The sequence below is a fragment of the Parvibaculum sp. genome (genome assembly GCF_049671045.1).
Classification (GTDB): domain Bacteria; phylum Pseudomonadota; class Alphaproteobacteria; order Parvibaculales; family Parvibaculaceae; genus Parvibaculum.
Window position 1 is genome coordinate 40,686 of the sequence record NZ_JBATUH010000021.1, and the last position, 19,082, is coordinate 59,767.

A 19,082-nucleotide genomic window follows, 5' to 3' on the forward strand; every position below is an offset into this window, starting at 1 on the left:
CTTCAGAACTGCTCGAAGAAGGCGTCGATGGCGGCGAGCGCTTCCGGCTCGTCGAGGAAAGGGGCGTGGCCGCGATCCTTCACCGTCACGCATTGCAGATTGCGATGGCGCATCTCCATGCGCCGGGCCGTCTCGGCCGAAAGAATGTCGGAATTCTCGCCGCGTATGACGAGCACGGGCACGGCGGTAAGCACGTTGAACTGCGCCCACATATCGGGGATTTCGCCCTTCGCGGCCTCCAGCGTCTTGCGGAGCATGGTGCCGATCCGCGCATCATAGTCGAATTTAGGTGCGCCGTTTTCCTCCGCATAGGTGCGGTGCGCGAAGGCGTACCATTCCTCGTTCGTCAGCGCGGGGAATTCGCGCTCGTTCATCATTCGGAGACGAAAGGCGGCCTCGGTCCAGCTTGCAGGCGCGTCACCGACGCCCGCATATTCCGCTATGCGTTTCAACCCCGCGATCTCCACTTCGGGGCCGATATCGTTCAGCACCGCGCCTTGCACCGCGTTGGGGCGCTGCGCGGCCATGAGCATGGTCACGATGCCGCCGCGCGAAGTGCCGATGAAGACGGCGCGGTGAATGCCAGCCGCGCCCATCAGGTCGAATATGTCGAGCGCCTCATTGGTGGGCGTATAGTCGGCGGCGTTTCTGCAATATTCCGAACGGCCGCGGCCACGAAGATCGGGGCAGAGCACGCGCCGCGAGGCGGAGAGGCGTTCTGCCAGAGCCGCGAAATCCTTGGAATTGCGCGTGAGGCCCGGCAGGCAGATGACGGGCGCCCGCTTCGACGCTCGCGAGCCATAATCTCTCGCGAAGAGGCGCAGGCCATCCTGCGACGTATAGAACAGTTCGCGGCAGGGCATCGGCTTCACTGCTTCGAGTAGCTGCGCCGAGGCGCGAGGGGCGTGCGGCTCGGCACCTCCATTGCGGAGGTCTTCGTCGTGGCATCGGCGAGTTTGGCGTCATTTACGCTGCCGCCATCGCCCGTGGAGGGGCGGTCCTCCTGCTCGACGACAGGCGCCATTGCGGGGCTTGCCTCCAACGGCGAGATCGACGGCGCCTTGCCAGGGGTGGGCGCCGGGGTCGTGATCGGCGCGCCGGTGTTGCGGCGCAGGTCCTTGGACAGGCGGATGCGCTCGGCCTTGCCGCTGAGGCGGGTTCTGTACACTTCGAGATTTTCCATCACGCGCTGCACATAGTTGCGCGTTTCGGAGAAAGGAATGTTTTCGATCCAGTCGATCGGATCGACCGCAGGCGAACGCGGATCGCCGAACTGGCTCGTCCAGTCGGAGACGCGGGTTCCGCCCGCATTGTAGGCGGCGACGCTCATGACATAGGAGCCTGTGTAATTTTCAACCAGGTCGCCGAGATGCGCCGAGCCGAGCATCGCATTATACGCGGGATCGGTCGTCAGCCGGGACGGCGAGTAAGGCACGCTGATCTTGCGCGCGACCTGCTTGGCGGTGGCGGGCATGAGCTGCATCAACCCGCGCGCGCCGGCGGGGCTCACCACGGCCGGATCGAATTCGCTTTCCTGGCGCGAGAGGCCATAGACGAGCGCCTTTTCCACCGACGGCCCTCTTTCCGGAAATTTCGGCATCAGCGAAACGGGGTAGGCGCGCTGCGCGAGCACGATGTTTCTCTGCGCGGCAGCCTTGGCGATGCGGAGCGAGAGCTTCGGGTCGCCGAATTTGACGGCGAGATCGGAGAGCGCCGCGATCTGCGCCGGCTCGTCCAGAATGTCGGCGAGGTGGAGCATGAAGCTCCACATCTGATCGTTGCGGTTGAAATCGTGCAGGATGTGTACTGCATGCACGAGTTCGAGCCGCTCGAAACCCGCCTTGATGTCCTGTGTCGGCTTCGGGTCGCTTGCGAGGTGCAGGCGTGGCTCGCCGCCGCTCATGCTCGCGAGTGCCGCCGCGCCGAGCTGGCCGTAGAAGGTCGTGGGGTAGGCAGACGCCTTGCGGTAATAGAGTTCCGCCACCTTCTTGTCGCCCCGGGCCGATGCGGCGCGGCCGCACCAATATTCGGCCCGCGCCTTGCTGATCGGCGTCGACACGGCTTCGTTGAGCTTTGCGAAGTGGGAAAGCGCGGCGCCGGCATTGTTGAGATACTGAAGCGCGATCCAGCCGGACATGAACTCGGCGTCGGCATAGTCCGCGCCGCTCTTCAGCCCATGCGAAGAGACGATCTGATAGGCGTCCTGGTAGCGGCCCTGCGCCAGCGCCTTCCGGGCCGCGATCCGGCGTTCGATCCACCATGCGTTCGGATCGACCATGCCATGCGGTTTGTTCGGCGCGGTCAGGATGAGCGGCAGCGATGCCTCGTCATTGCCCCGCCGGCGCTCATAGCGGATGCGGTCGAAAATGAGGCCCGGATCGTCGTTGAAGCGCGAAGGCACGCGCGAAAGCGCGCTGCCCGCGTCGTTCGATCCCGACATGAGCTTGATGCGGGCATTGGCGAGCGCCTGCGCGTCGGCGCCGATAAGGGCGGCGGTCGTCTGTGCATCGCCCGTCCGCTCGTTCCAGAGGAGCCGGTCGAGCCGGGCCTTGTGCGTCGAGGCCGTGAGATAGGGGCGGAAACTGGCGAGGATTTCTTTCTGCCGCGTGGGCGTAAAATCGTCCTCGACCCAGGCGCGCTGGATCCAGCCCTTGCCTTCCTCCGCCCGCCCGGCGGCGATCAGCGCCTGACCGAAGCGGATCTTGCCCTCGCCGGTCACCGGCGGGTGGGCCGAAAACCAGCCGAGCCGGTCCTGATCCGTGATGGCATAGGCAAGAAGGGCCTCCTCCGCGCGGCGCGAGAGGAGCGCCTGGCGCGGCCAGTCGGGGTTCTGCTCCTGGAAGGCGACGATCTCGCCAAGGGTTGCGCCGGAATCCTGCGCGACGAGGCGGTTCCAGAGAACGAGCTTCGCGGCGACCGGGTCCTTCAGGCGCTTCATGTGCCGCATCGCTTCCGGCCAGTTCTTCCGGTCGCCTTCGGCGTAGGCATCAGTCAGGGCCGCGATGTCGTCTCTGGTGAGAAGGGTGGACGTGACGGTGGCGAGCTTGTGCTTCGGGCGGGTCGGCGCCTTCGCATGCTTCTTCTTGTGCGTGGTCGTGTTCTTGTGCGCGGTCGTTGCGGTGTGCTTCGCCGGCTTGGCCTTGCTTGAGGAGGCGGCGCTCTTTTTTGTGGTCTTGTTTGTGGTTTTGGCCGGCTTGTGCGCGGTTTTGGCCGCGGAGGGCTTTTCGGCCGGCAGGGGCGCGGCGAGAAGCGTGCCGGCCGGGCCGACAAAAAAACAGACCGAAGCCAGAACGGCGGCGGCGAAGGCGAAACGCCGGCCGAGACTCAGGCCCCTCATGCGAAACTGCCCCCGATCGTGCAACGGCGCGGTCCAATTCATGCTTCTGCGGCCGTTCACGCTCCCCGGTGGAACGATCGAGCCCCTTAACATCAACCCCTACTTACGCTATTCCGCGTCGGATTGTCCTTCGTCGAGATTACCTTTCTGCTATCAAGCAGGGCAACATGTCATGGACGAAGGATTTGCCGGATTTGTTGCCGCTTTCGCGGGTTATGGTTATCGTGCGCGCCGCCTCAAAGGCGGTCAACAAGCCCCGTGGCGGGGCATTGGAGCTATAGAAAATGTTCAAGGGATCGTACGTCGCCCTCATCACCCCATTCCGTGACGGCAAGGTGGATGAGGAGGCGTTCGCCAAATTGATCGAATGGCAGATCGCCGAGGGCACGGACGGTCTGGTGCCTTGCGGGACGACGGGCGAGTCGCCCACGCTCTCGCATGAGGAACATCGGCGCGTCGTCGAAATCTGCGTCGAGGTCACGCGCAAGCGCGTGCCGGTCATCGCAGGCGCCGGCTCCAACAACACTGCCGAGGCGCTCGACCTCATGCGCCATGCGAAGTCCGTTGGCGCGGACGGCGCGCTCTGCGTGACGGGCTACTACAACAAGCCGTCGCAGGAAGGGCTCTATCAGCACTTCAAGGCGCTGAATGACGCCGTCGACATCCCGATGATCCTCTACAACATTCCCGGCCGCACGATCGTCGACATCAGCGTCGAGACGATGACCCGGCTCTTCGCCCTGAAGAACGTGGTCGGCGTCAAGGACGCGACCGCGAATCTGGCGCGTGTGAGCCTTCAGCGGCAGGCGATGGGCGCCGAATTCATCCAGCTTTCGGGCGAGGATGCGACCGCTCTCGGCTTCAACGCTCATGGCGGGCAGGGCTGCATCTCCGTCACGGCCAATATCGCGCCGAGGCTTTGCGCCGAGTTCCAGAAGGCGACGCTCGCCGGCGACTACGGAAAGGCGCTCGAATATCAGGATCGCCTGCTGCCGCTTCACCATAATCTTTTCGTCGAGCCGAGCCCGGCGCCGGTCAAGTATGCGGCGAGCCTGCTTGGCCTTTGCCGCGAGGAATTGCGGCTTCCGCTGGTGCCCGTTACCGCGGAGACGCGCGAAAAGATTCGCGGTGCGATGCGGCATGCCGGTTTGATTGACTGACGCCAATCGGGACAGAAGGACCATGTCCTCCAAGAGCGGCGGTGCGAAAAAGAAGCTCGGAGACGGCCGGAAGATCATCGCCGACAACCGCAAGGCGCGCTTCAACTATACGATCACCGATACCTTCGAGGCGGGGATCGAGCTGAAGGGTACCGAGGTGAAGTCGCTGCGCGTGGGGCAGGGAAGCCTCAACGAGGCCTATGCGCAGGCGACGAAGCAGGGCGAGATCATGCTCGTCAACGCCTATATCCCCGTCTATCTCCAGGCCAACCAGTTCAACCACGAGACGCGGCGGCCGCGTAAGCTCCTGCTTCACCGCCGCGAGATCGACAAGCTCTCCCAGGCGGTTCTTCGTCAGGGGATGACGCTCGTTCCGCTCAAGATGTATTTCAACGAAAAGGGACGGGTTAAGGTGGAAATCGGTCTGGCGCAGGGCAAGAAGCTCGCCGACAAGCGCGAGACGGAGAAGAAACGCACCTGGGAGCGCGACAAGGCGCGGGTGATGCGCGAGCGCGGCTAGGTTCGATCGGACGACATGCACGGGGAGCGGCCATGAGCGAAGAGGGCAAGCCCGGCCTGCTTGGCCAGATCAAGGACAGGCTGATCCGTTCCAAGGAAAGGACGGCGGCGGAGGGCCGGCACATCACCGGCAGCCCCGATCGCGGCCATGAGCGCCGATTGCCGCCGGGCCAGCACCTGGTCGAGAAGTGGCCCGTGCTCGATCTCGGCATCCAGCCCGAAGTGCCGCTCGATGAATGGCGGCTCGTCATCGACGGCGCGATCGAAGCGCCGCTGACGCTGACCTTCGATCGGTTCATGGCGCTGCCGCAGTCGCATTTCGTCAGCGACATTCACTGCGTCACCACCTGGAGCCGCTATGACAATCGCTGGGATGGCGTGTCGTCGCGTTCGATCCTCGAAATGGTGAAGCCGAAGCCCGAGGCGCGGCATGTCATCTTTCATTCCTATGACGGCTACACGACGAACATTGCGCTCGAGGCTTTCGCGGCGCCCGATGTGATCCTCGCCCATAGCTGGGAAGGCGAGCGGCTCACGCGCGAGCATGGCGGACCCGTCCGCATGGTGGTGCCGCAATGGTATTTCTGGAAGAGCGCGAAGTGGGTCCGGCGCATCGAGTTCAGCGCCGTCGACAGGCCGGGTTTCTGGGAGCTGCGCGGCTACCACAATGAAGGCGATCCGTGGACGGAGCAGCGCTACAGCTGAACTTCAGGCCTTGTCCAGAAAGGCCCTGATGTCGCGGAACACGGCGTGGAACATCTCCGTCGTGAGGCGCCCGGTGTTCGTGTTGTAGCGCGAGCAGTGATAGCTGTCGAAGAGCCGCACGCCGCCGCCTATGTCGTGGCTTGCCTGATGGGCGAAGGCGGCCTGCGTGCGCTTCACCTGCCGCTCGATGAGCACGCTGTCATGGGCGATGCGGCCGAGCGCGAGCACGGCCTTGAGGCGCGGCAGGGCGGCGATGCGTGCGGAAAAGAAGGGCAGGCAGGTTCTGGCCTCGAGCGGGGTCGGCTTGTTCTGGGGCGGCACGCAGCGCACGGCATTGGTGATCATGGCGTCGATGAGCGTGAGCCCGTCATCCGGGCGCGCGGCATAGGCGCCCTTCGCGAAGCCGAATTCGATAAGCGTCGAATAGAGAAGATCGCCCGCATAGTCGCCGGTGAAGGGCCGGCCGGTCCGGTTCGCGCCCTGAAGGCCCGGCGCGAGGCCGACGATCAGGAGGCGCGCCTTTTCGCTGCCGAAGGAGGGCACGGGCCCGTTGAACCAGTCCGGATGCGCGGCGCGATTGGCCTGCCGGAAGGCGACGAGGCGGGGGCAAAGCGGGCAGTCATGCGGTGGCTCCGCTTCCCACTGCTGCAGGGCTTTCATGAGTGCAAATCCGGATTTCAGGCGCGGGCGGGGAGGTCGTCGTCCTCGTCTTCGTCGTCGTAATAGTCGTCGTCATCCTGCGCGTGGAGCGGCGCATGGCTGCGATTGTCCTGATTGCGGCCGAGGGAGCCGCGCAGCGTGTCGAGGTCGATGAACTGGTCGGCCTGACGGCGCAGCTCATCGGCGATCATGGGCGGCGCGCTGCGGATCGTCGAGACGACGGTGACGCGCTTCCCCTTACGCTGGATGGCGTCGACGAGGCGGCGGAAGTCGCCGTCGCCGGAGAAGAGGACGAGATGGTCGACCTTGTCGGCAAGCTCCATGGCATCGACGGCGAGCTCGATGTCCATATTGCCTTTGACGCGGCGTCGGCCGGTGGAATCGGTGAATTCCTTGGCGGGCTTCGTCACCACCGAGTAACCATTATAGTCGAGCCAGTCGATCAGTGGCCGGAGCGGAGAATACTCCTGATCCTCCAGAAGAGCCGTGTAATAAAAAGCCCGAACCAATATGCCTTTTGACCGAAAAAGCTCCAGAAGTCGCTTGTAATCTATGTCAAACCCAAGTCCACGCGCGGCTGAATAAAGGTTGGCGCCGTCGATGAAAAGGGCAATACGTTCCTGCGGGTAAAAGCCCATACTTCTCTCCTTGAAACCCGGTACTAGCGGAGATCGGAAAATCCATTTTTCACGCAAGCTTCGGTTGCGCGTGTGAATAGCGCCAAACTATAGAAGTACTCATGTTTTGGGAACGGATATTGAAATCGTGTTGAGCGGGCCGCAATGATCCTTGTTGGAATGGGCGCAAATCTGCCCACGGCGCATGGCGACCCTCTTGCGACGCTGCATGCGGCGATCGAGGCCATGCCTTCATTCGGCGTCGATGTCGTCCGGCGCTCGTCTTTCTACCGGACGCCCGCCATGGCTGCCTATGCGCAGCCTCCTTATGTGAATGCCGTGATCGTGGTGGAGAGCGCCTTGCCGGCGGAGGAACTTCTCCAGACGCTCCACCGGATCGAGTCGCATTTCGGGCGGGTGAGGCTCGTCCGCTGGGGGGAGCGCACGCTTGACCTAGACCTTTTGGACTATGGCGGCGTCGTGAGGCCCTCGCAGCATCCCCAGGGCCTTCAGGCGGGGACGGGGCCCATTCCGCTCTGCCTGCCGCATCCCGGCATTTGCGAGCGTGGCTTCGTGCTCGTTCCGCTGGCTGAGGTCGCGCCGGAATGGCGCCATCCGGTCAATGGCGAGGGAGCGGCGGCCCTCCTGGGGCGCCTCATTGCGGATCAGGGCGAGGCCGCGACGGCCGGGATCGAGCGCCTGACGCCCGGATAAACCCGTGGAACGGGCCAAATCCGGGGCCTAACGCCCTGTTTTTTCTTGCTTCCCCGAGGGCCAGACCCTACATACTCGGCAAAACCCTTTCCCTGACCTATTGCGGAGTTCCGATACATGGCGCGTGTGACCGTTGAAGACTGCGTCGACAAGGTGCCGAATCGTTTCGAGCTCGTGCTGCTTTCGGCCCATCGTGCCCGGGCCATGTCGGCTGGCGCGGAGCTGACGGTCGATCGCGACAACGACAAGAACCCGGTTGTGGCCCTGCGCGAGATCGCGGAGCGGACCATCGCGCCGGACGACCTGCGCGAGGACCTGATCGGCAGCATGCAGAAGCGCGTCGAGACGGAAGAGCCCGAGGTCGAGAGCCTGCAGCTTCTGACCTCCGGCGAGGTCGCGGCCTCCGAGATCGACACGTTCGGCGCGGCCGGCGGCGGCGACCGGATGAGCGAGGAGGAGCTTCTGCGCGCGATCCAGAACCAGATCGACTCTCCGCAGCAGAAATCGGCCGATGCCGACGACATGGATGCGGAAGACTGAGAGAAGGCCAAAGGCGGAAGGATGAGGTTCCGCTGCCGAGCGTAATCGAGCGCCGCCCCGGCCGGAAGGTGAGGGCGGCGTTTTTGTGTGCGTGAGGCGTATCGGGTGGACGAACGGGTGAGCGATGCTGCGCCAGTACGAACTGGTTGATCGGATTCTGGGCTACGATCCGAAGGCGGACGAAGCCCTCATCAACCGCGCCTATGTCTATGCCATGAAGCAGCATGGCAATCAGATGCGGGCGAGCGGCGACCCCTATTTCTCGCATCCGATCGAGGTCGCGGGCATTCTCACCGATCTCAAGCTCGACACGGCGACCATCGTCACCGCGATCCTGCACGACACGATCGAGGATACCGGCGCGACCATGGAGGAGCTGACCAAGCTCTTCGGCGGCGAGGTCGCCAATCTCGTCGATGGCGTGACGAAGCTCACGCGGATCGAGATCACCTCGGAGCGCTCCAAGCAGGCGGAGAATTTCCGCAAGTTCCTGCTGGCCATGTCGAACGACATCCGCGTACTGCTCGTCAAGCTTGCGGACCGGCTCCACAACATGCGGACGCTGCATTTCATTCCGTCCCCGGAAAAGCGCCGCCGCATCGCACAGGAAACGATGGACATCTATGCGCCGCTTGCCGGCCGCATGGGAATTCAGGAAATCCGCGAGGAGCTGGAAGACCTCGCCTTCAAGGAACTCAATCCTGAGGCGCGCGAAACGCTGCTGAAGCGGCTCAACGAGTTCCATTCGGCAAGCTCGGAAACGCTCAAGCGCATCGCGGAGAGCCTTCAGGCGCGGCTGGAGGAGGGAGGCCTTGCCTGCAAGGTCGACGGGCGGCTGAAGCGCGCCTATTCGATCTGGCGCAAGATGGAGCGCCGGGCGATCTCGCTCGAGCAGCTTTCCGACATTTTCGGCTTCCGCGTCATCGTCGACGATGTCGCGGATTGCTATCGCGCCGTCGGCATTCTGCATACGAACTGGCCGATGGTTCCGGGCCGGTTCAAGGATTACATCTCGACGCCGAAGAACAACGGCTATCGCTCGATCCACACCACCATGATCGGGCCCGAGAACAAGCGCGTCGAGGTGCAGGTCCGCACGCACAAGATGCATGAGGTGGCCGAACTCGGCATCGCCGCGCACTGGCTCTACAAGGACGGTTCGAGCGGCGCGGAGCGGTCGGAGGAATTCGCGAGCACCTTCCGCTGGCTGCGCCAGCTCATCGAAATGCTCGAGCATGGCGGCACGCCGGAAGAGTTTCTGGAGCACACCAAGCTCCAGATGTATTCGGACCAGGTCTTCTGCTTCACGCCCAAGGGACTTCTCATCACGCTGCCGCGCGGCGCGACGCCGATCGACTTCGCCTATGCCGTCCACACGGAAGTCGGCGATAGCTGCGTCGGCTGCAAGATCAACGGCCGGCACATGCCGCTGCGCTCGATCCTTCAGAACGGCGATGAGGTGGAAATCATCCGCTCGCAGGCCCAGCGCCCTTCGCCGGGCTGGGAGGCTTTCGTCGCGACGGGCAAGGCGCGCTCGGCCATCCGCCGCGCCATCCGCCAGGCGAAGCAGGCCGAGTTCGGCAGGCTCGGGCGGCAGATCATCAAGGGTGTGTTCGAGGCGGCGGGCAAGGAGGTGACGGATGTCATCCTCCAGCGCGCCATCGGCCCTCTGCATATGGACGATCTCGGCGACCTTCTCGCCTCTGTCGGCGACGGCACGCTGACCGGCCAGCAGGTGCTCGAAACGGTTTACCCGGAACTTCCGGCGAAGAAGACCCCGGCGCGCAAATCAGCCAAGGCCAATGGCGCCGGCGACCACCGCGCCGTGGTGCGGCTGACGGGCCGCGGGCACGGGCTTGCGATCCGCATGGCGCCGGACAGCCAGCCGCTGCCCGGCGAGCGCATCGTCGGCATCATCACGCCGGGCGAAGGCGTCACCGTCTATCCCATCGACGCGCCCGCTCTGGCCGAGTTCGACGGCGAGCCGACGCGCTGGCTCGACGTGAAATGGGATATCGACCCCGACCATCCGCAGAGCTTCCCCGCGCGCCTCAACATCACGGCGCGCAACGAGGTCGGCGCGCTCGGCCACATCACGTCGCTCATCGCCGACTATGGCAGCAACATCACGAATCTGAGCATGACGCAGCGGGATTCCGATTTCTACGACATGCAGGTCGATCTCGAGGTCCGCGACTTCAAGCACCTGACCCGGATCATGTCGGCGCTAAACGGACTTTCCGTCGTGAGCAAGGTCATCCGGCCCCGCCGCTAGGGGCGCGCGGGGGCTCGCATCAGCCTGTCCGGGGCCGCGCAGGGCGCGTAATTTTCGGGCCATGGCAGCCGAAATCTGCTATCCCGAAGCGCCATAACGAGGGGCGCCATGAAAGAAGCGAAAGTTCTCAAGGAATTCGAAAAGGCCGGAGCCCTGCTCAGGGGCCACTTCATCCTGTCCTCCGGATTGCACAGCCCGATGTTCCTGCAAAAGGCATTGGTGTTCATGAATCCGAAGCGGACCTCGCGGCTCTGCAAGGCGCTCGCCGCCAAGGTGAGGGACGAGGTGGACGACGATATCGACGCCATCGTCTCCCCGGCCGTCGGCGGCATCATTCCGGGCTATGAGACCGCGCGGCATCTCGGCGTGCCCGCCATGTATGTGGAGCGCGAGGATGGCGAATTCGTCGTCCGCCGCGGCTTTCCGCTGAAGAAGGGCATGAAGGTGCTCATGGTCGAGGACATCGTGACGACCGGCCTTTCCTCCCGCGAATGCATCGCTGCGATCAAGAAGACCGGCGCGCGCGTCGTCGCGGCGGCTTGCCTCATCGACCGCTCGGGCGGCCGGGCCAATGTCGGCGTCAAGCTCGTCTCTCTGGCGCAGATCGACATTCCGGCCTATCCCGCAAGCGAACTCCCGCCCGAACTGGCGGACATCCCGGCCACCAAGCCAGGCAGCCGGGGCCTCAAATAAGGAATGATCGGTGTTCCGGCGTAGGGTCCAGCTTTCGGCCTTGCAGAAAATGCGGGAGTCATTGTGGCCCCGCATCGGCTGGAAGCGTGCGAGCCTTTATGTCTGGCGACGCGTCTGGCGGCTGAGCGGCACGCCTCATGCGATCGCGCTCGGGGTCGCGGCGGGGGCGTTCGTCTCCTTCACGCCCTTTCTCGGCTTCCATGTCATGATGGCCCTGCTCATCGCATGGGTGCTGCGCGGCAATCTCATCGCGGCGGTTTTCGGCACGATGGTCGGCAACCCCGTTTCCTATCCGCCGATCTGGTTCGCCACCTATGATCTCGGCAATCGGCTGCTCGGCCTGTCGGGGCGGCCAAATGTGAACCTCACCGAGCTGCTGATGGGCGGCAAGGCGTTCGACGTGATCCTGCCGGTCATGGTGCCGATGGCGATCGGCGCCGTGCCGCTCGGTCTTGCGGGCGCGCTCGCCGCCTATTTCTTCGTCAAGACGGCCGTCTCGGCCTATCAATTACGCAGGCGCGAGCAGCTTGAGGAACGGGCGCTTTCGCGGCATGTGGAAGACGCCGTGCCGGCAGCGGCAGGCAATGAGAGCGAAAACGACGAGCAGGAATAGAATTATCCGGCATTGATCGCGCGATCCGCGCTGCCGGCGGAGATGGAAGACATGAGCGGACAGAAGGCGGCGCATCTGCGCCTCGGCGTGAATATCGACCATGTGGCCACGATCAGGAACGCGCGTGGCGGCGATCATCCCGATCCGGTGCGGGCGGCCGAGACCGCCGCCGCGGCGGGCGCCGATGGCATCACGGCGCATCTGCGCGAGGATCGCCGGCACATCCGCGACCGCGACATCGAGCAGTTGATGGGCACGATCGGGCTGCCGCTCAATCTTGAAATGGCGGCGACGGAGGAAATGCTTGAAATCGCCCTCCGGCACCGCCCGCATGCATGCTGCATCGTGCCCGAGCGGCGCGAGGAGGTGACGACCGAGGGCGGCCTCGACGTTGCGGGGCACCGCGATCATCTGGCGCCTTACGTGGCGAAGCTGCGGGATGCGGGCATCCGCGTCTCGCTCTTCATCAATCCCGACCGCCACCAGCTCGAGGCTGCTGTCGCTCTCGGCGCGCCCGTGGTGGAGCTTCACACCGGCGCCTATTGCGATGCGGGGGGAGCGGCGCGCGCGGCCGAGCTTGCCCGCCTCACCTCAGCGGCCCGCGAGGGCGGTGCCATGGGGCTCGAGATCCATGCGGGACATGGCCTCACATTCGCCAATGTCGCGCCCGTGGCCGCGCTGCCGGAGGTGGCGGAACTCAATATCGGGCATTTCCTCATCGGCGAAGCGATATTCACCGGGCTCGATCAGGCGATCAGGCGCATGCGTGCCCTGATGGAGGAAGCGCGCGCGGAGGCGCTTTGCGCACCGAAGGCATGATCTCGAGGGCATGGCCATGAGCATGATCATCGGTATCGGCAACGACATGATCGACATCAGGCGGGTCGAGCGGACGCTCGAGCGTTTCGGCGACCGCTTCACCGAGCGGATTTTCACCGAGGTGGAGCGGCAGAAATCCGACCGCCGGAAAAACCGGGCCGCCTCCTATGCCAAGCGTTTCGCGGCCAAGGAGGCATGCGCCAAGGCGCTCGGCACCGGGCTCAATCGCGGCGTCTTCTGGCGGGATATGGGGGTCGTCAACCTGCGCGGCGGCCAGCCCACCATGGCGCTGACAGGCGGCGCGCGCGCGCGGCTGGAGGCGATCACCCCGGCCGGCATGGAGGCCGTCATCCATATAACGATTACGGATGATCATCCGCTCGCCCAGGCTTTTGTCATAATTTCGGCTATTCCGGCGGGGAATATGGCCGGCCGATAGAAGCCGTTGGTCGGGCCGAGGTCTATGCTATTGTCCGCCTGTCCCGGGACGGGAATGGAAGGACCGGGACGCAGGAGCTGGATAATGTCGATGAGTGAACAAGCAAATACTGGCCGGGGCGGCGCTATAGGCGAAAATATCCGCACCATAGGCTACGCACTTCTGATCGCCCTCATTATCAGGGCGTTTTTTTTCCAGCCCTTCAACATCCCGTCGAGTTCCATGGTGCCGACGCTGCTCGTCGGCGACTACCTCTTCGTTTCCAAATTCAGCTACGGCTATTCGAAGCACTCGCTGCCCTTCAGCCCGCCGATTTTTGACGGGCGCATTCTCGCCCGCCAGCCGCACAGGGGCGATGTCGTCGTCTTCAAGAAGCCGACCGACAACAGGACGGATTTCATCAAGCGGCTGATCGGCCTTCCAGGCGACCGGATTCAGATGAAGGACGGGGTGCTCTATCTCAACGACACCGCGGTTTCCAAAGTCAGGATCGAGGATTTCGTCGAGCGCGACGAGTTCGGCAGCGTCATTCGCGTGCCGCAATATCGCGAGACGCTTCCCAACGGTGTGACCTACACGACGCTGGATTTCCAGCAGAACGGCGATCTCGACAACACCGACGTCTATGTCGTGCCGCCCGGTCACTATTTCATGATGGGCGACAATCGCGACAATTCGATGGATAGCCGCGTGCCGAGCGTGGTCGGCTACGTGCCGTTCGAGAACCTCGTCGGAAAAGCCGAGATCATTTTCTTCTCCACCGATGGCAGCGCGCATTTCTGGGAGTTCTGGCGGTGGCCGTCCTCGATCCGCTGGAACCGCATTTTAATGTGGGTCGATTGAGCCGGAATCGCAGTTCCCAATATCGGGCGCTCACGGCCCGCCTGGGACACAGCTTCAAGGATGAGAGCCTGCTCGATCTCGCGCTCAGCCATCCGAGCGCGGTGAGCGGCGCGGCCGAGGGCGCGAGCAATCAACGGCTCGAATTTCTGGGCGACAGGGTGCTCGGCCTCGTCATCGCCGAATGGCTGCTCGGCGAGTATCCTGCGGCGGAGGAGGGCGAGCTTGCCGTGCGCCTCAATGCGCTCGTCCGCAAGGAGGCTTGCGCGGGCGTGGCCGAGAGGATCGCGCTCGGTCCCTGCCTTGCGCTCGGCCCGGGCGAGGAGCGCGGGGGCGGGCGGGAAAAAACGGCGATTCTGGCCGATGCCTGCGAGGCGGTCATCGCCGCGCTCTATCTCGATGGCGGGCTTGGCGCGGCCGAGCGCTTCATCAGGACGGAATGGGCGGGGCTCATCGTGGGGCCGGCGCACGCGAGGCGCGATGCGAAAACCGCGCTTCAGGAATGGACGCAGGCGCGCGGACGTGGCATCCCCACATACAGGGAAGTCGGGCGCTCCGGTCCCGATCATGCGCCCGTCTTCACGGTGCAGGTGGAGATTTCCGGGCTCGAGCCCGTAACCGGCGAGGGCGGATCGAAGCGGCAGGCCGAGCAGGCGGCCGCTGGCGCCATGCTGATCAGAGAAGGTGTCTGGAACGACGATGAGTGAGACGGCAAACAGGAGCGGTGAGACGCGATGCGGCTTCGTCGCCATCATTGGCGCGCCCAATGCGGGCAAATCCACGCTGCTCAATGCGCTTGTTGGCTCCAAGGTCGCCATTGTCACGCATAAGGTGCAGACGACGCGCAGCCGCATTCGCGGCATTGCCATCGAGGGTGATGCGCAGATCATTTTCGTCGACACGCCGGGCATCTTCAAACCCAGGCGCCGGCTCGATCGCGCCATGGTGGAAGCCGCCTGGGGCGGGGCGGGCGACGCCGACCTCATCGTGGTGATGGTGGACACCGAGCGCGGCCGCACCGCCGACGTCGAGCGCGTGCTCGAGGGCCTGCGCGATCAAGGCCGCAAGGCGATCCTCGTCCTCAACAAGACGGACGCGCTCGCCAGCGACAAGGGGCGCGAGAAATTGCTGAAGCTCGCGAGCGATCTCGATGCGACGGGGCTTTTCAGCGACACCTTCATGATCTCGGCGCTCACCGGCGACGGTGTCGCCGATCTGAAGAGGCATATCGCGGAGCGCATGCCGAAGGGCGCGTGGCACTATCCGGAGGATCAGGCGGCCGACGTGCCCCTGCGCTCTCTCGCGGCGGAAGTCACGCGCGAGAAGCTCTTTCTCAGGCTCCATGATGAACTTCCCTACGAGCTCACCGTGGAGACGGAGCAGTGGGAGCACAAGAAGGACGGCTCGATCCGCATCCAGCAGGTGATCTATGTCCAGCGCGAGAGCCAGCGCAAGATCGCGCTCGGCGCCGGCGGGCAGACGATCAAGACGGTCGGCCAGCTCGCGCGCGCCGAACTCGAGGAAATGCTCGGAACGAAAGTGCATCTCTTCCTGTTCGTGAAAGTGCGCGAGAACTGGGGTGAGGATCGCGAGCGCTATCGCGAGATGGGCCTCGATTTCCCGAAGGATTGAGGGGCGCGCGATCCGCGTCCGCCCTTGGCGACCATCCTGGCGTCGCAGGGGCGGCCGAAGTGAGGTGAACGCTCTTGGAATGGCGTGACGAAGGCATTGTGCTCTCCGCGCGGCCCTACGGCGAAACGGGCGCGATCGTCGAGCTTTTGACGCGCGCGCATGGCCGCCATCTCGGCCTTGTGCGCGGCGGCGCGGCGCGGCGTCACAAGAGCATGCTGCAACCGGGAAACAGCCTCGCGGCGCATTGGCGCGCGCGCCTCGCCGAACATCTCGGCACCTATACGGTGGAGACGCAGAAGCCGCGCGCGGGGCTCATCATGGAAAATGGCTTCTCGCTTCTCGGGCTGAGCGCCGCTTGCGCGGTGGCGGGCGTCATTCCCGAGCGGGAGGCGCATCCCGCGCTCTATGAGGGCTTCGAGCTTCTGCTCGACACGATGGAGGATGCGGATATCTGGCCCGCCGTCTATGTGCGCTGGGAGCTTGGCCTGCTTCAGGAGCTTGGCTTCGGGCTCGATCTCGGCCAATGCGCCGCGACAGGCGCGCGCGAGGATCTCGTCTATGTCTCGCCGAGAAGCGGCGCGGCGGTCAGCCGCGCGGCGGGCGAACCGTGGCGGGACCGCCTCTTTCGTCTGCCGCCGTTTCTCGTCGGCTCGCAGGCGGGCGAGGCGACGGCCGAGGATGTGCTGGAAGGGCTTCGCATCACCGGGCATTTTCTCGACAGGCATCTCTTTTCCGCGCAGCAGCGTCACCTGCCCGATGCGCGGATCAGGCTTCAGGAGCGCATCGCGGCGCGGTCCCGAGGCCAGACGGCGGGGCACGGCGAATCGCTGATATAATCGCCATCCGCCGACATCCAATCGTCATGGCCCGTTCCCGCCGGGCCGTTCGTGTCGTCCGCCCGGCATCGAGGGAGCGGCACGATGATCCGAAACGAAGAGTCGCAAGCCGATCCTTGCGCCGTAAAAAGTGCCGATGAAAGCTGAACCGATATGACCAAACTTGCCCCGCCGCCCCATGGGCCCGAGCATGAGATCAAGCTTCGCGACGCGCTGGAAGAGCGCTATCTCGCCTATGCGCTCTCGACCATCATGCATCGCGCGCTGCCCGATGTGCGCGACGGGCTGAAGCCGGTCCACCGCCGCGTCCTCTATGCCATGCGTCAGCTCAAGCTCGATCCGGGCTCGGGCTTCAAGAAGTCCGCGCGTGTGGTGGGCGATGTCATCGGCCGCTATCACCCGCATGGCGATCAGTCCGTCTATGACGCGCTGGTGCGTCTCGCGCAGGATTTCTCCGTGCGCTATCCGCTCGTCGACGGCCAGGGCAATTTCGGCAATGTCGACGGCGATAACGCGGCGGCGATGCGCTACACCGAAGCGCGGCTCACCGATGTCGCAGCGCTCCTGCTCGACGAGATGGACGACGACACCGTCGATTTTCGCGAGACTTATGACGGCGAGGACAGGGAGCCGGTGGTTCTGCCCGGCGCTTTTCCGAACCTGCTTGCGAATGGCGCTTCCGGCATCGCGGTCGGCATGGCGACATCGATCCCGCCGCACAATGCGGCGGAGCTTTGCGACGCGGCGCTCCATCTCATCAAGCATCCCAATGCCCGGACGGATAAACTCGTCGAATTCGTGCAAGGCCCCGACTTCCCGACCGGCGGCATCATCGTCGAGAGCCGCGAGGCCATTGCCGAGGCCTATGCGACCGGCCGCGGCGGTTTCCGGGTCCGCGCGCGCTGGGTGCGCGAGGAACTGCCGCGCGGGCACTGGCAGATCGTCGTCACCGAAATTCCTTATCAGGTGCAGAAGTCGAAGCTCATCGAGAAGATTGCCGAGCTTCTGGTGGCGAAGAAGCTGCCGCTGCTCGACGATGTGCGCGACGAATCCGCCGAGGAGATCCGGCTCGTTCTCGTGCCGAAGAGCAAGACGGTCGATCCCGAGCATCTGATGGAGTCGCTTTTCCGTGCGAGCGATCTGGAAAGCCGTTTTCCGCTCAATCTGAACGTGCTTTCTGCCGAGCAGGTGCCGGGCGTCATGTCGCTGCGCGATGCGCTTCAGGCATGGCTCGATCATCGCAAGGTCGTTCTCATCCGGCGCTCGAACTTCCGCCTGCAGAAGATCGCCAAGCGGCTCGAGGTTCTCGACGGCTATCTCATCGCCTATCTCAATCTCGATGAGGTTATCCGCATCATCCGCGAGGAGGACGAGCCGAAGGCCGAGCTGATGCGCGTCTTCAAGCTCACCGACAATCAGGCGGAAGCTATCCTCAACATGCGCCTCAGGAGCTTGCGCAAGCTCGAGGAAATGGAGATCCGCGGCGAGCACAAGGAGCTGATCGCCGAGCAGAAGGCGCTGAACGCGCTTCTCAAGTCCGAGCAGGCGCAATGGGCGAAGGTCGGCGAGGAGATCAGGGAGGTGAAGGCGAAGTACGGTCCGAAGACCGAGCTTGGCCGCCGCCGCACCACCTTCGCGGACGCGCCCGCGATCGAGTTTGTACCGCCGGAGGCGATGATCGAGCGCGAGCCCGTCACCATCGTCTGCTCAGCCAAGGGCTGGATTCGTTCGATGAAGGGCCACCTCGCGCCCGATGCGGAGATCAAATACAAGGAAGGCGATGGCGAGCGTTTCGTGCTTCACGCCGAGACGACGGACAAGCTGATCCTTTTTGCGACCGATGGCCGCTTCTACACGCTCGCTGCCGACAAGCTGCCGGGCGGACGCGGACATGGCGAGCCGGTGCGGCTTCTCATCGACATGGAGGAGGGCCGCGAGATCGTGCAGATCTTCGTGCACCAGCCCGGACGCAAGCTCCTCGTCGCCTCGCTTGAGGGTAATGGCTTCATCGTGCCGGAGGACGAGGTCGTGGCGATGCGGCGCGCGGGCAAGCAGGTGCTCAATGTTTCGGGCGCCGACGAGGCGGTCGCCTGCGCGGTGGTGCAGGGCGATCATGTGGCCGTCATCGGCGAGAACAGGAAGCTGCTTCTCTTCCCGATCGCCGAGGTCAACGAGATGACGCGCGGCAAGGGTATGCGCTTGCAGAGCTACAAGGATGGCGGCCTCGACGACGTCAAATGCTTCCGCCTCAAGGACGGGCTCACCGTCTATGACCGCTCGGGGCGCGCGCGCCTGTTCGCCGATCTCAAGGACTGGGTCGGCAAGCGCGCTCAGGCGGGCCGCCTGCCGCCAAAGGGCTTCCCGTCAGGTCCGAAGTTCGGCGGCGCGTTCGGCGCGGCGTAGCAGCCCGCAAGCGCGGGCGATGTGGACGCGTCATGCCCCGCTTCATGCGGGGCATCCACGACTATAAGGCCGGGCACGGAGGAAATGGATGCCGGGTCAAGCAACCGTGGACGTTATTGAGCGAAAGCGGGGTCTGAGCGAGCGATGGCATTGAGGATGGTGATGAGCTTTCGCACGGTGGCGATCATGGCGAGCTTGAAGGGTTTTCCACGCGTTCTGAGGTTTTGATAGAAGCCGCCGAGAACGGGATCCCTGACCTTGATGGCGCTGAGGACGGCCA

General features: G+C 64.4%; 19 protein-coding genes and 1 pseudogene. 15 read left to right on the top strand and 5 right to left on the bottom strand.

Annotation, left to right across the window (positions count from 1 at the left end; all coding sequences use genetic code 11):
* Positions 1-2 precede the first annotated feature (2 nt).
* The gene (locus tag WBG82_RS02765; RefSeq protein ID WP_424421090.1) at positions 3-863 is read right to left on the bottom strand and encodes an alpha/beta fold hydrolase; all 861 of its coding nucleotides are present in this window, start codon (positions 861-863) and stop codon (positions 3-5) included.
* A gap of 5 nt (positions 864-868) precedes the next feature.
* Positions 869-3,337, bottom strand: a complete 2,469-nt coding sequence (locus WBG82_RS02770; protein ID WP_424421092.1) for a lytic transglycosylase domain-containing protein — start codon at positions 3,335-3,337, stop codon at positions 869-871.
* A 284-nt stretch (positions 3,338-3,621) separates the two neighbouring features.
* On the opposite strand from WBG82_RS02770, the gene dapA reads away from it, so the two are divergent.
* Genes dapA through WBG82_RS02785 form a run of 3 tightly spaced genes read left to right on the top strand, consistent with a single transcriptional unit; the run spans position 3,622 to position 5,721 of the window.
* The gene (gene dapA / locus WBG82_RS02775) at positions 3,622-4,497 is read left to right on the top strand and encodes a 4-hydroxy-tetrahydrodipicolinate synthase (protein ID WP_424421094.1); all 876 of its coding nucleotides are present in this window, start codon (positions 3,622-3,624) and stop codon (positions 4,495-4,497) included.
* A 22-nt stretch (positions 4,498-4,519) separates the two neighbouring features.
* Positions 4,520-5,017 (top strand): SsrA-binding protein SmpB, encoded by a 498-nt coding sequence (smpB, locus tag WBG82_RS02780; protein ID WP_324297286.1) that lies wholly within the window; start codon positions 4,520-4,522, stop codon positions 5,015-5,017.
* Between the two features lie 32 nt (positions 5,018-5,049).
* Positions 5,050-5,721 (top strand): sulfite oxidase-like oxidoreductase, encoded by a 672-nt coding sequence (locus WBG82_RS02785; RefSeq protein ID WP_424421097.1) that lies wholly within the window; start codon positions 5,050-5,052, stop codon positions 5,719-5,721.
* 3 nt (positions 5,722-5,724) lie between these two features.
* Here WBG82_RS02785 and WBG82_RS02790 read toward each other — a convergent pair whose 3' ends face one another.
* Positions 5,725-6,381, bottom strand: a complete 657-nt coding sequence (locus tag WBG82_RS02790) for a uracil-DNA glycosylase (RefSeq protein ID WP_424421100.1) — start codon at positions 6,379-6,381, stop codon at positions 5,725-5,727.
* A gap of 17 nt (positions 6,382-6,398) precedes the next feature.
* On the bottom strand, positions 6,399-7,019 hold the full coding sequence (locus WBG82_RS02795) for an NYN domain-containing protein (RefSeq protein WP_424421102.1): 621 nt from the start codon (positions 7,017-7,019) through the stop codon (positions 6,399-6,401).
* Positions 7,020-7,163: 144 nt separating this feature from the next.
* Between WBG82_RS02795 and folK the strand changes: the two genes are divergently transcribed.
* The 12 genes from folK (at position 7,164) to parC (ending at position 18,802) form a co-directional block, all read left to right on the top strand.
* Positions 7,164-7,712 carry a 2-amino-4-hydroxy-6-hydroxymethyldihydropteridine diphosphokinase gene (gene folK, locus WBG82_RS02800; protein ID WP_424421105.1) on the top strand — a complete coding sequence of 183 codons (549 nt, stop codon included), beginning with the start codon at positions 7,164-7,166 and terminating at the stop codon, positions 7,710-7,712.
* A gap of 117 nt (positions 7,713-7,829) precedes the next feature.
* Entirely contained in the window at positions 7,830-8,252 is a 423-nt protein-coding gene (gene rpoZ, locus WBG82_RS02805) for a DNA-directed RNA polymerase subunit omega (RefSeq protein WP_324297291.1), read from the top strand.
* A gap of 124 nt (positions 8,253-8,376) precedes the next feature.
* Positions 8,377-10,527, top strand: a complete 2,151-nt coding sequence (locus WBG82_RS02810) for a RelA/SpoT family protein (protein WP_424421109.1) — start codon at positions 8,377-8,379, stop codon at positions 10,525-10,527.
* A gap of 108 nt (positions 10,528-10,635) precedes the next feature.
* Entirely contained in the window at positions 10,636-11,220 is a 585-nt protein-coding gene (gene pyrE / locus WBG82_RS02815) for an orotate phosphoribosyltransferase (RefSeq protein WP_424421112.1), read from the top strand.
* Positions 11,221-11,269: 49 nt separating this feature from the next.
* Positions 11,270-11,833, top strand: a complete 564-nt coding sequence (locus WBG82_RS02820; RefSeq protein ID WP_424421115.1) for a DUF2062 domain-containing protein — start codon at positions 11,270-11,272, stop codon at positions 11,831-11,833.
* 51 nt (positions 11,834-11,884) lie between these two features.
* Entirely contained in the window at positions 11,885-12,652 is a 768-nt protein-coding gene (locus WBG82_RS02825) for a pyridoxine 5'-phosphate synthase (RefSeq protein WP_424421117.1), read from the top strand.
* 22 nt (positions 12,653-12,674) lie between these two features.
* Entirely contained in the window at positions 12,675-13,091 is a 417-nt protein-coding gene (acpS, locus tag WBG82_RS02830) for a holo-ACP synthase (RefSeq protein WP_424421135.1), read from the top strand.
* A gap of 90 nt (positions 13,092-13,181) precedes the next feature.
* Entirely contained in the window at positions 13,182-13,934 is a 753-nt protein-coding gene (gene lepB / locus WBG82_RS02835) for a signal peptidase I (protein WP_424421120.1), read from the top strand.
* Positions 13,922-14,638 (top strand): ribonuclease III, encoded by a 717-nt coding sequence (gene rnc / locus WBG82_RS02840; protein WP_424421123.1) that lies wholly within the window; start codon positions 13,922-13,924, stop codon positions 14,636-14,638. Before lepB ends, rnc begins: the two co-directional genes overlap by 13 nt.
* On the top strand, positions 14,631-15,563 hold the full coding sequence (gene era, locus WBG82_RS02845) for a GTPase Era (protein WP_424421125.1): 933 nt from the start codon (positions 14,631-14,633) through the stop codon (positions 15,561-15,563). The genes rnc and era overlap by 8 nt, the downstream gene beginning before the upstream one ends.
* 74 nt (positions 15,564-15,637) lie before the next feature.
* Positions 15,638-16,399 (top strand): DNA repair protein RecO, encoded by a 762-nt coding sequence (recO, locus tag WBG82_RS02850; protein ID WP_424421127.1) that lies wholly within the window; start codon positions 15,638-15,640, stop codon positions 16,397-16,399.
* 153 nt (positions 16,400-16,552) lie between these two features.
* Positions 16,553-18,802, top strand: coding sequence for a DNA topoisomerase IV subunit A (gene parC / locus WBG82_RS02855; protein ID WP_424421130.1), 2,250 nt, complete (start codon positions 16,553-16,555; stop codon positions 18,800-18,802).
* A gap of 113 nt (positions 18,803-18,915) precedes the next feature.
* Here parC and WBG82_RS02860 read toward each other — a convergent pair.
* Positions 18,916-19,082 (bottom strand): annotated as a pseudogene (locus WBG82_RS02860) (IS110 family transposase); the annotation flags it as partial.

Bases quoted from the DNA above. Each gene is read 5' to 3' on its own strand.
- WBG82_RS02765 (WP_424421090.1), bottom strand. From the start codon at position 863: ATGCCCTGCCGCGAACTGTTCTATACGTCGCAGGATGGCCTGCGCCTC.
- WBG82_RS02770 (WP_424421092.1), bottom strand. From the start codon at position 3,337: ATGAGGGGCCTGAGTCTCGGCCGGCGTTTCGCCTTCGCCGCCGCCGTT.
- dapA (WP_424421094.1), top strand. From the start codon at position 3,622: ATGTTCAAGGGATCGTACGTCGCCCTCATCACCCCATTCCGTGACGGC.
- smpB (WP_324297286.1), top strand. From the start codon at position 4,520: ATGTCCTCCAAGAGCGGCGGTGCGAAAAAGAAGCTCGGAGACGGCCGG.
- WBG82_RS02785 (WP_424421097.1), top strand. From the start codon at position 5,050: ATGAGCGAAGAGGGCAAGCCCGGCCTGCTTGGCCAGATCAAGGACAGG.
- WBG82_RS02790 (WP_424421100.1), bottom strand. From the start codon at position 6,381: ATGAAAGCCCTGCAGCAGTGGGAAGCGGAGCCACCGCATGACTGCCCG.
- WBG82_RS02795 (WP_424421102.1), bottom strand. From the start codon at position 7,019: ATGGGCTTTTACCCGCAGGAACGTATTGCCCTTTTCATCGACGGCGCC.
- folK (WP_424421105.1), top strand. From the start codon at position 7,164: ATGATCCTTGTTGGAATGGGCGCAAATCTGCCCACGGCGCATGGCGAC.
- rpoZ (WP_324297291.1), top strand. From the start codon at position 7,830: ATGGCGCGTGTGACCGTTGAAGACTGCGTCGACAAGGTGCCGAATCGT.
- WBG82_RS02810 (WP_424421109.1), top strand. From the start codon at position 8,377: ATGCTGCGCCAGTACGAACTGGTTGATCGGATTCTGGGCTACGATCCG.
- pyrE (WP_424421112.1), top strand. From the start codon at position 10,636: ATGAAAGAAGCGAAAGTTCTCAAGGAATTCGAAAAGGCCGGAGCCCTG.
- WBG82_RS02820 (WP_424421115.1), top strand. From the start codon at position 11,270: ATGCGGGAGTCATTGTGGCCCCGCATCGGCTGGAAGCGTGCGAGCCTT.
- WBG82_RS02825 (WP_424421117.1), top strand. From the start codon at position 11,885: ATGAGCGGACAGAAGGCGGCGCATCTGCGCCTCGGCGTGAATATCGAC.
- acpS (WP_424421135.1), top strand. From the start codon at position 12,675: ATGATCATCGGTATCGGCAACGACATGATCGACATCAGGCGGGTCGAG.
- lepB (WP_424421120.1), top strand. From the start codon at position 13,182: ATGAGTGAACAAGCAAATACTGGCCGGGGCGGCGCTATAGGCGAAAAT.
- era (WP_424421125.1), top strand. From the start codon at position 14,631: ATGAGTGAGACGGCAAACAGGAGCGGTGAGACGCGATGCGGCTTCGTC.
- parC (WP_424421130.1), top strand. From the start codon at position 16,553: ATGACCAAACTTGCCCCGCCGCCCCATGGGCCCGAGCATGAGATCAAG.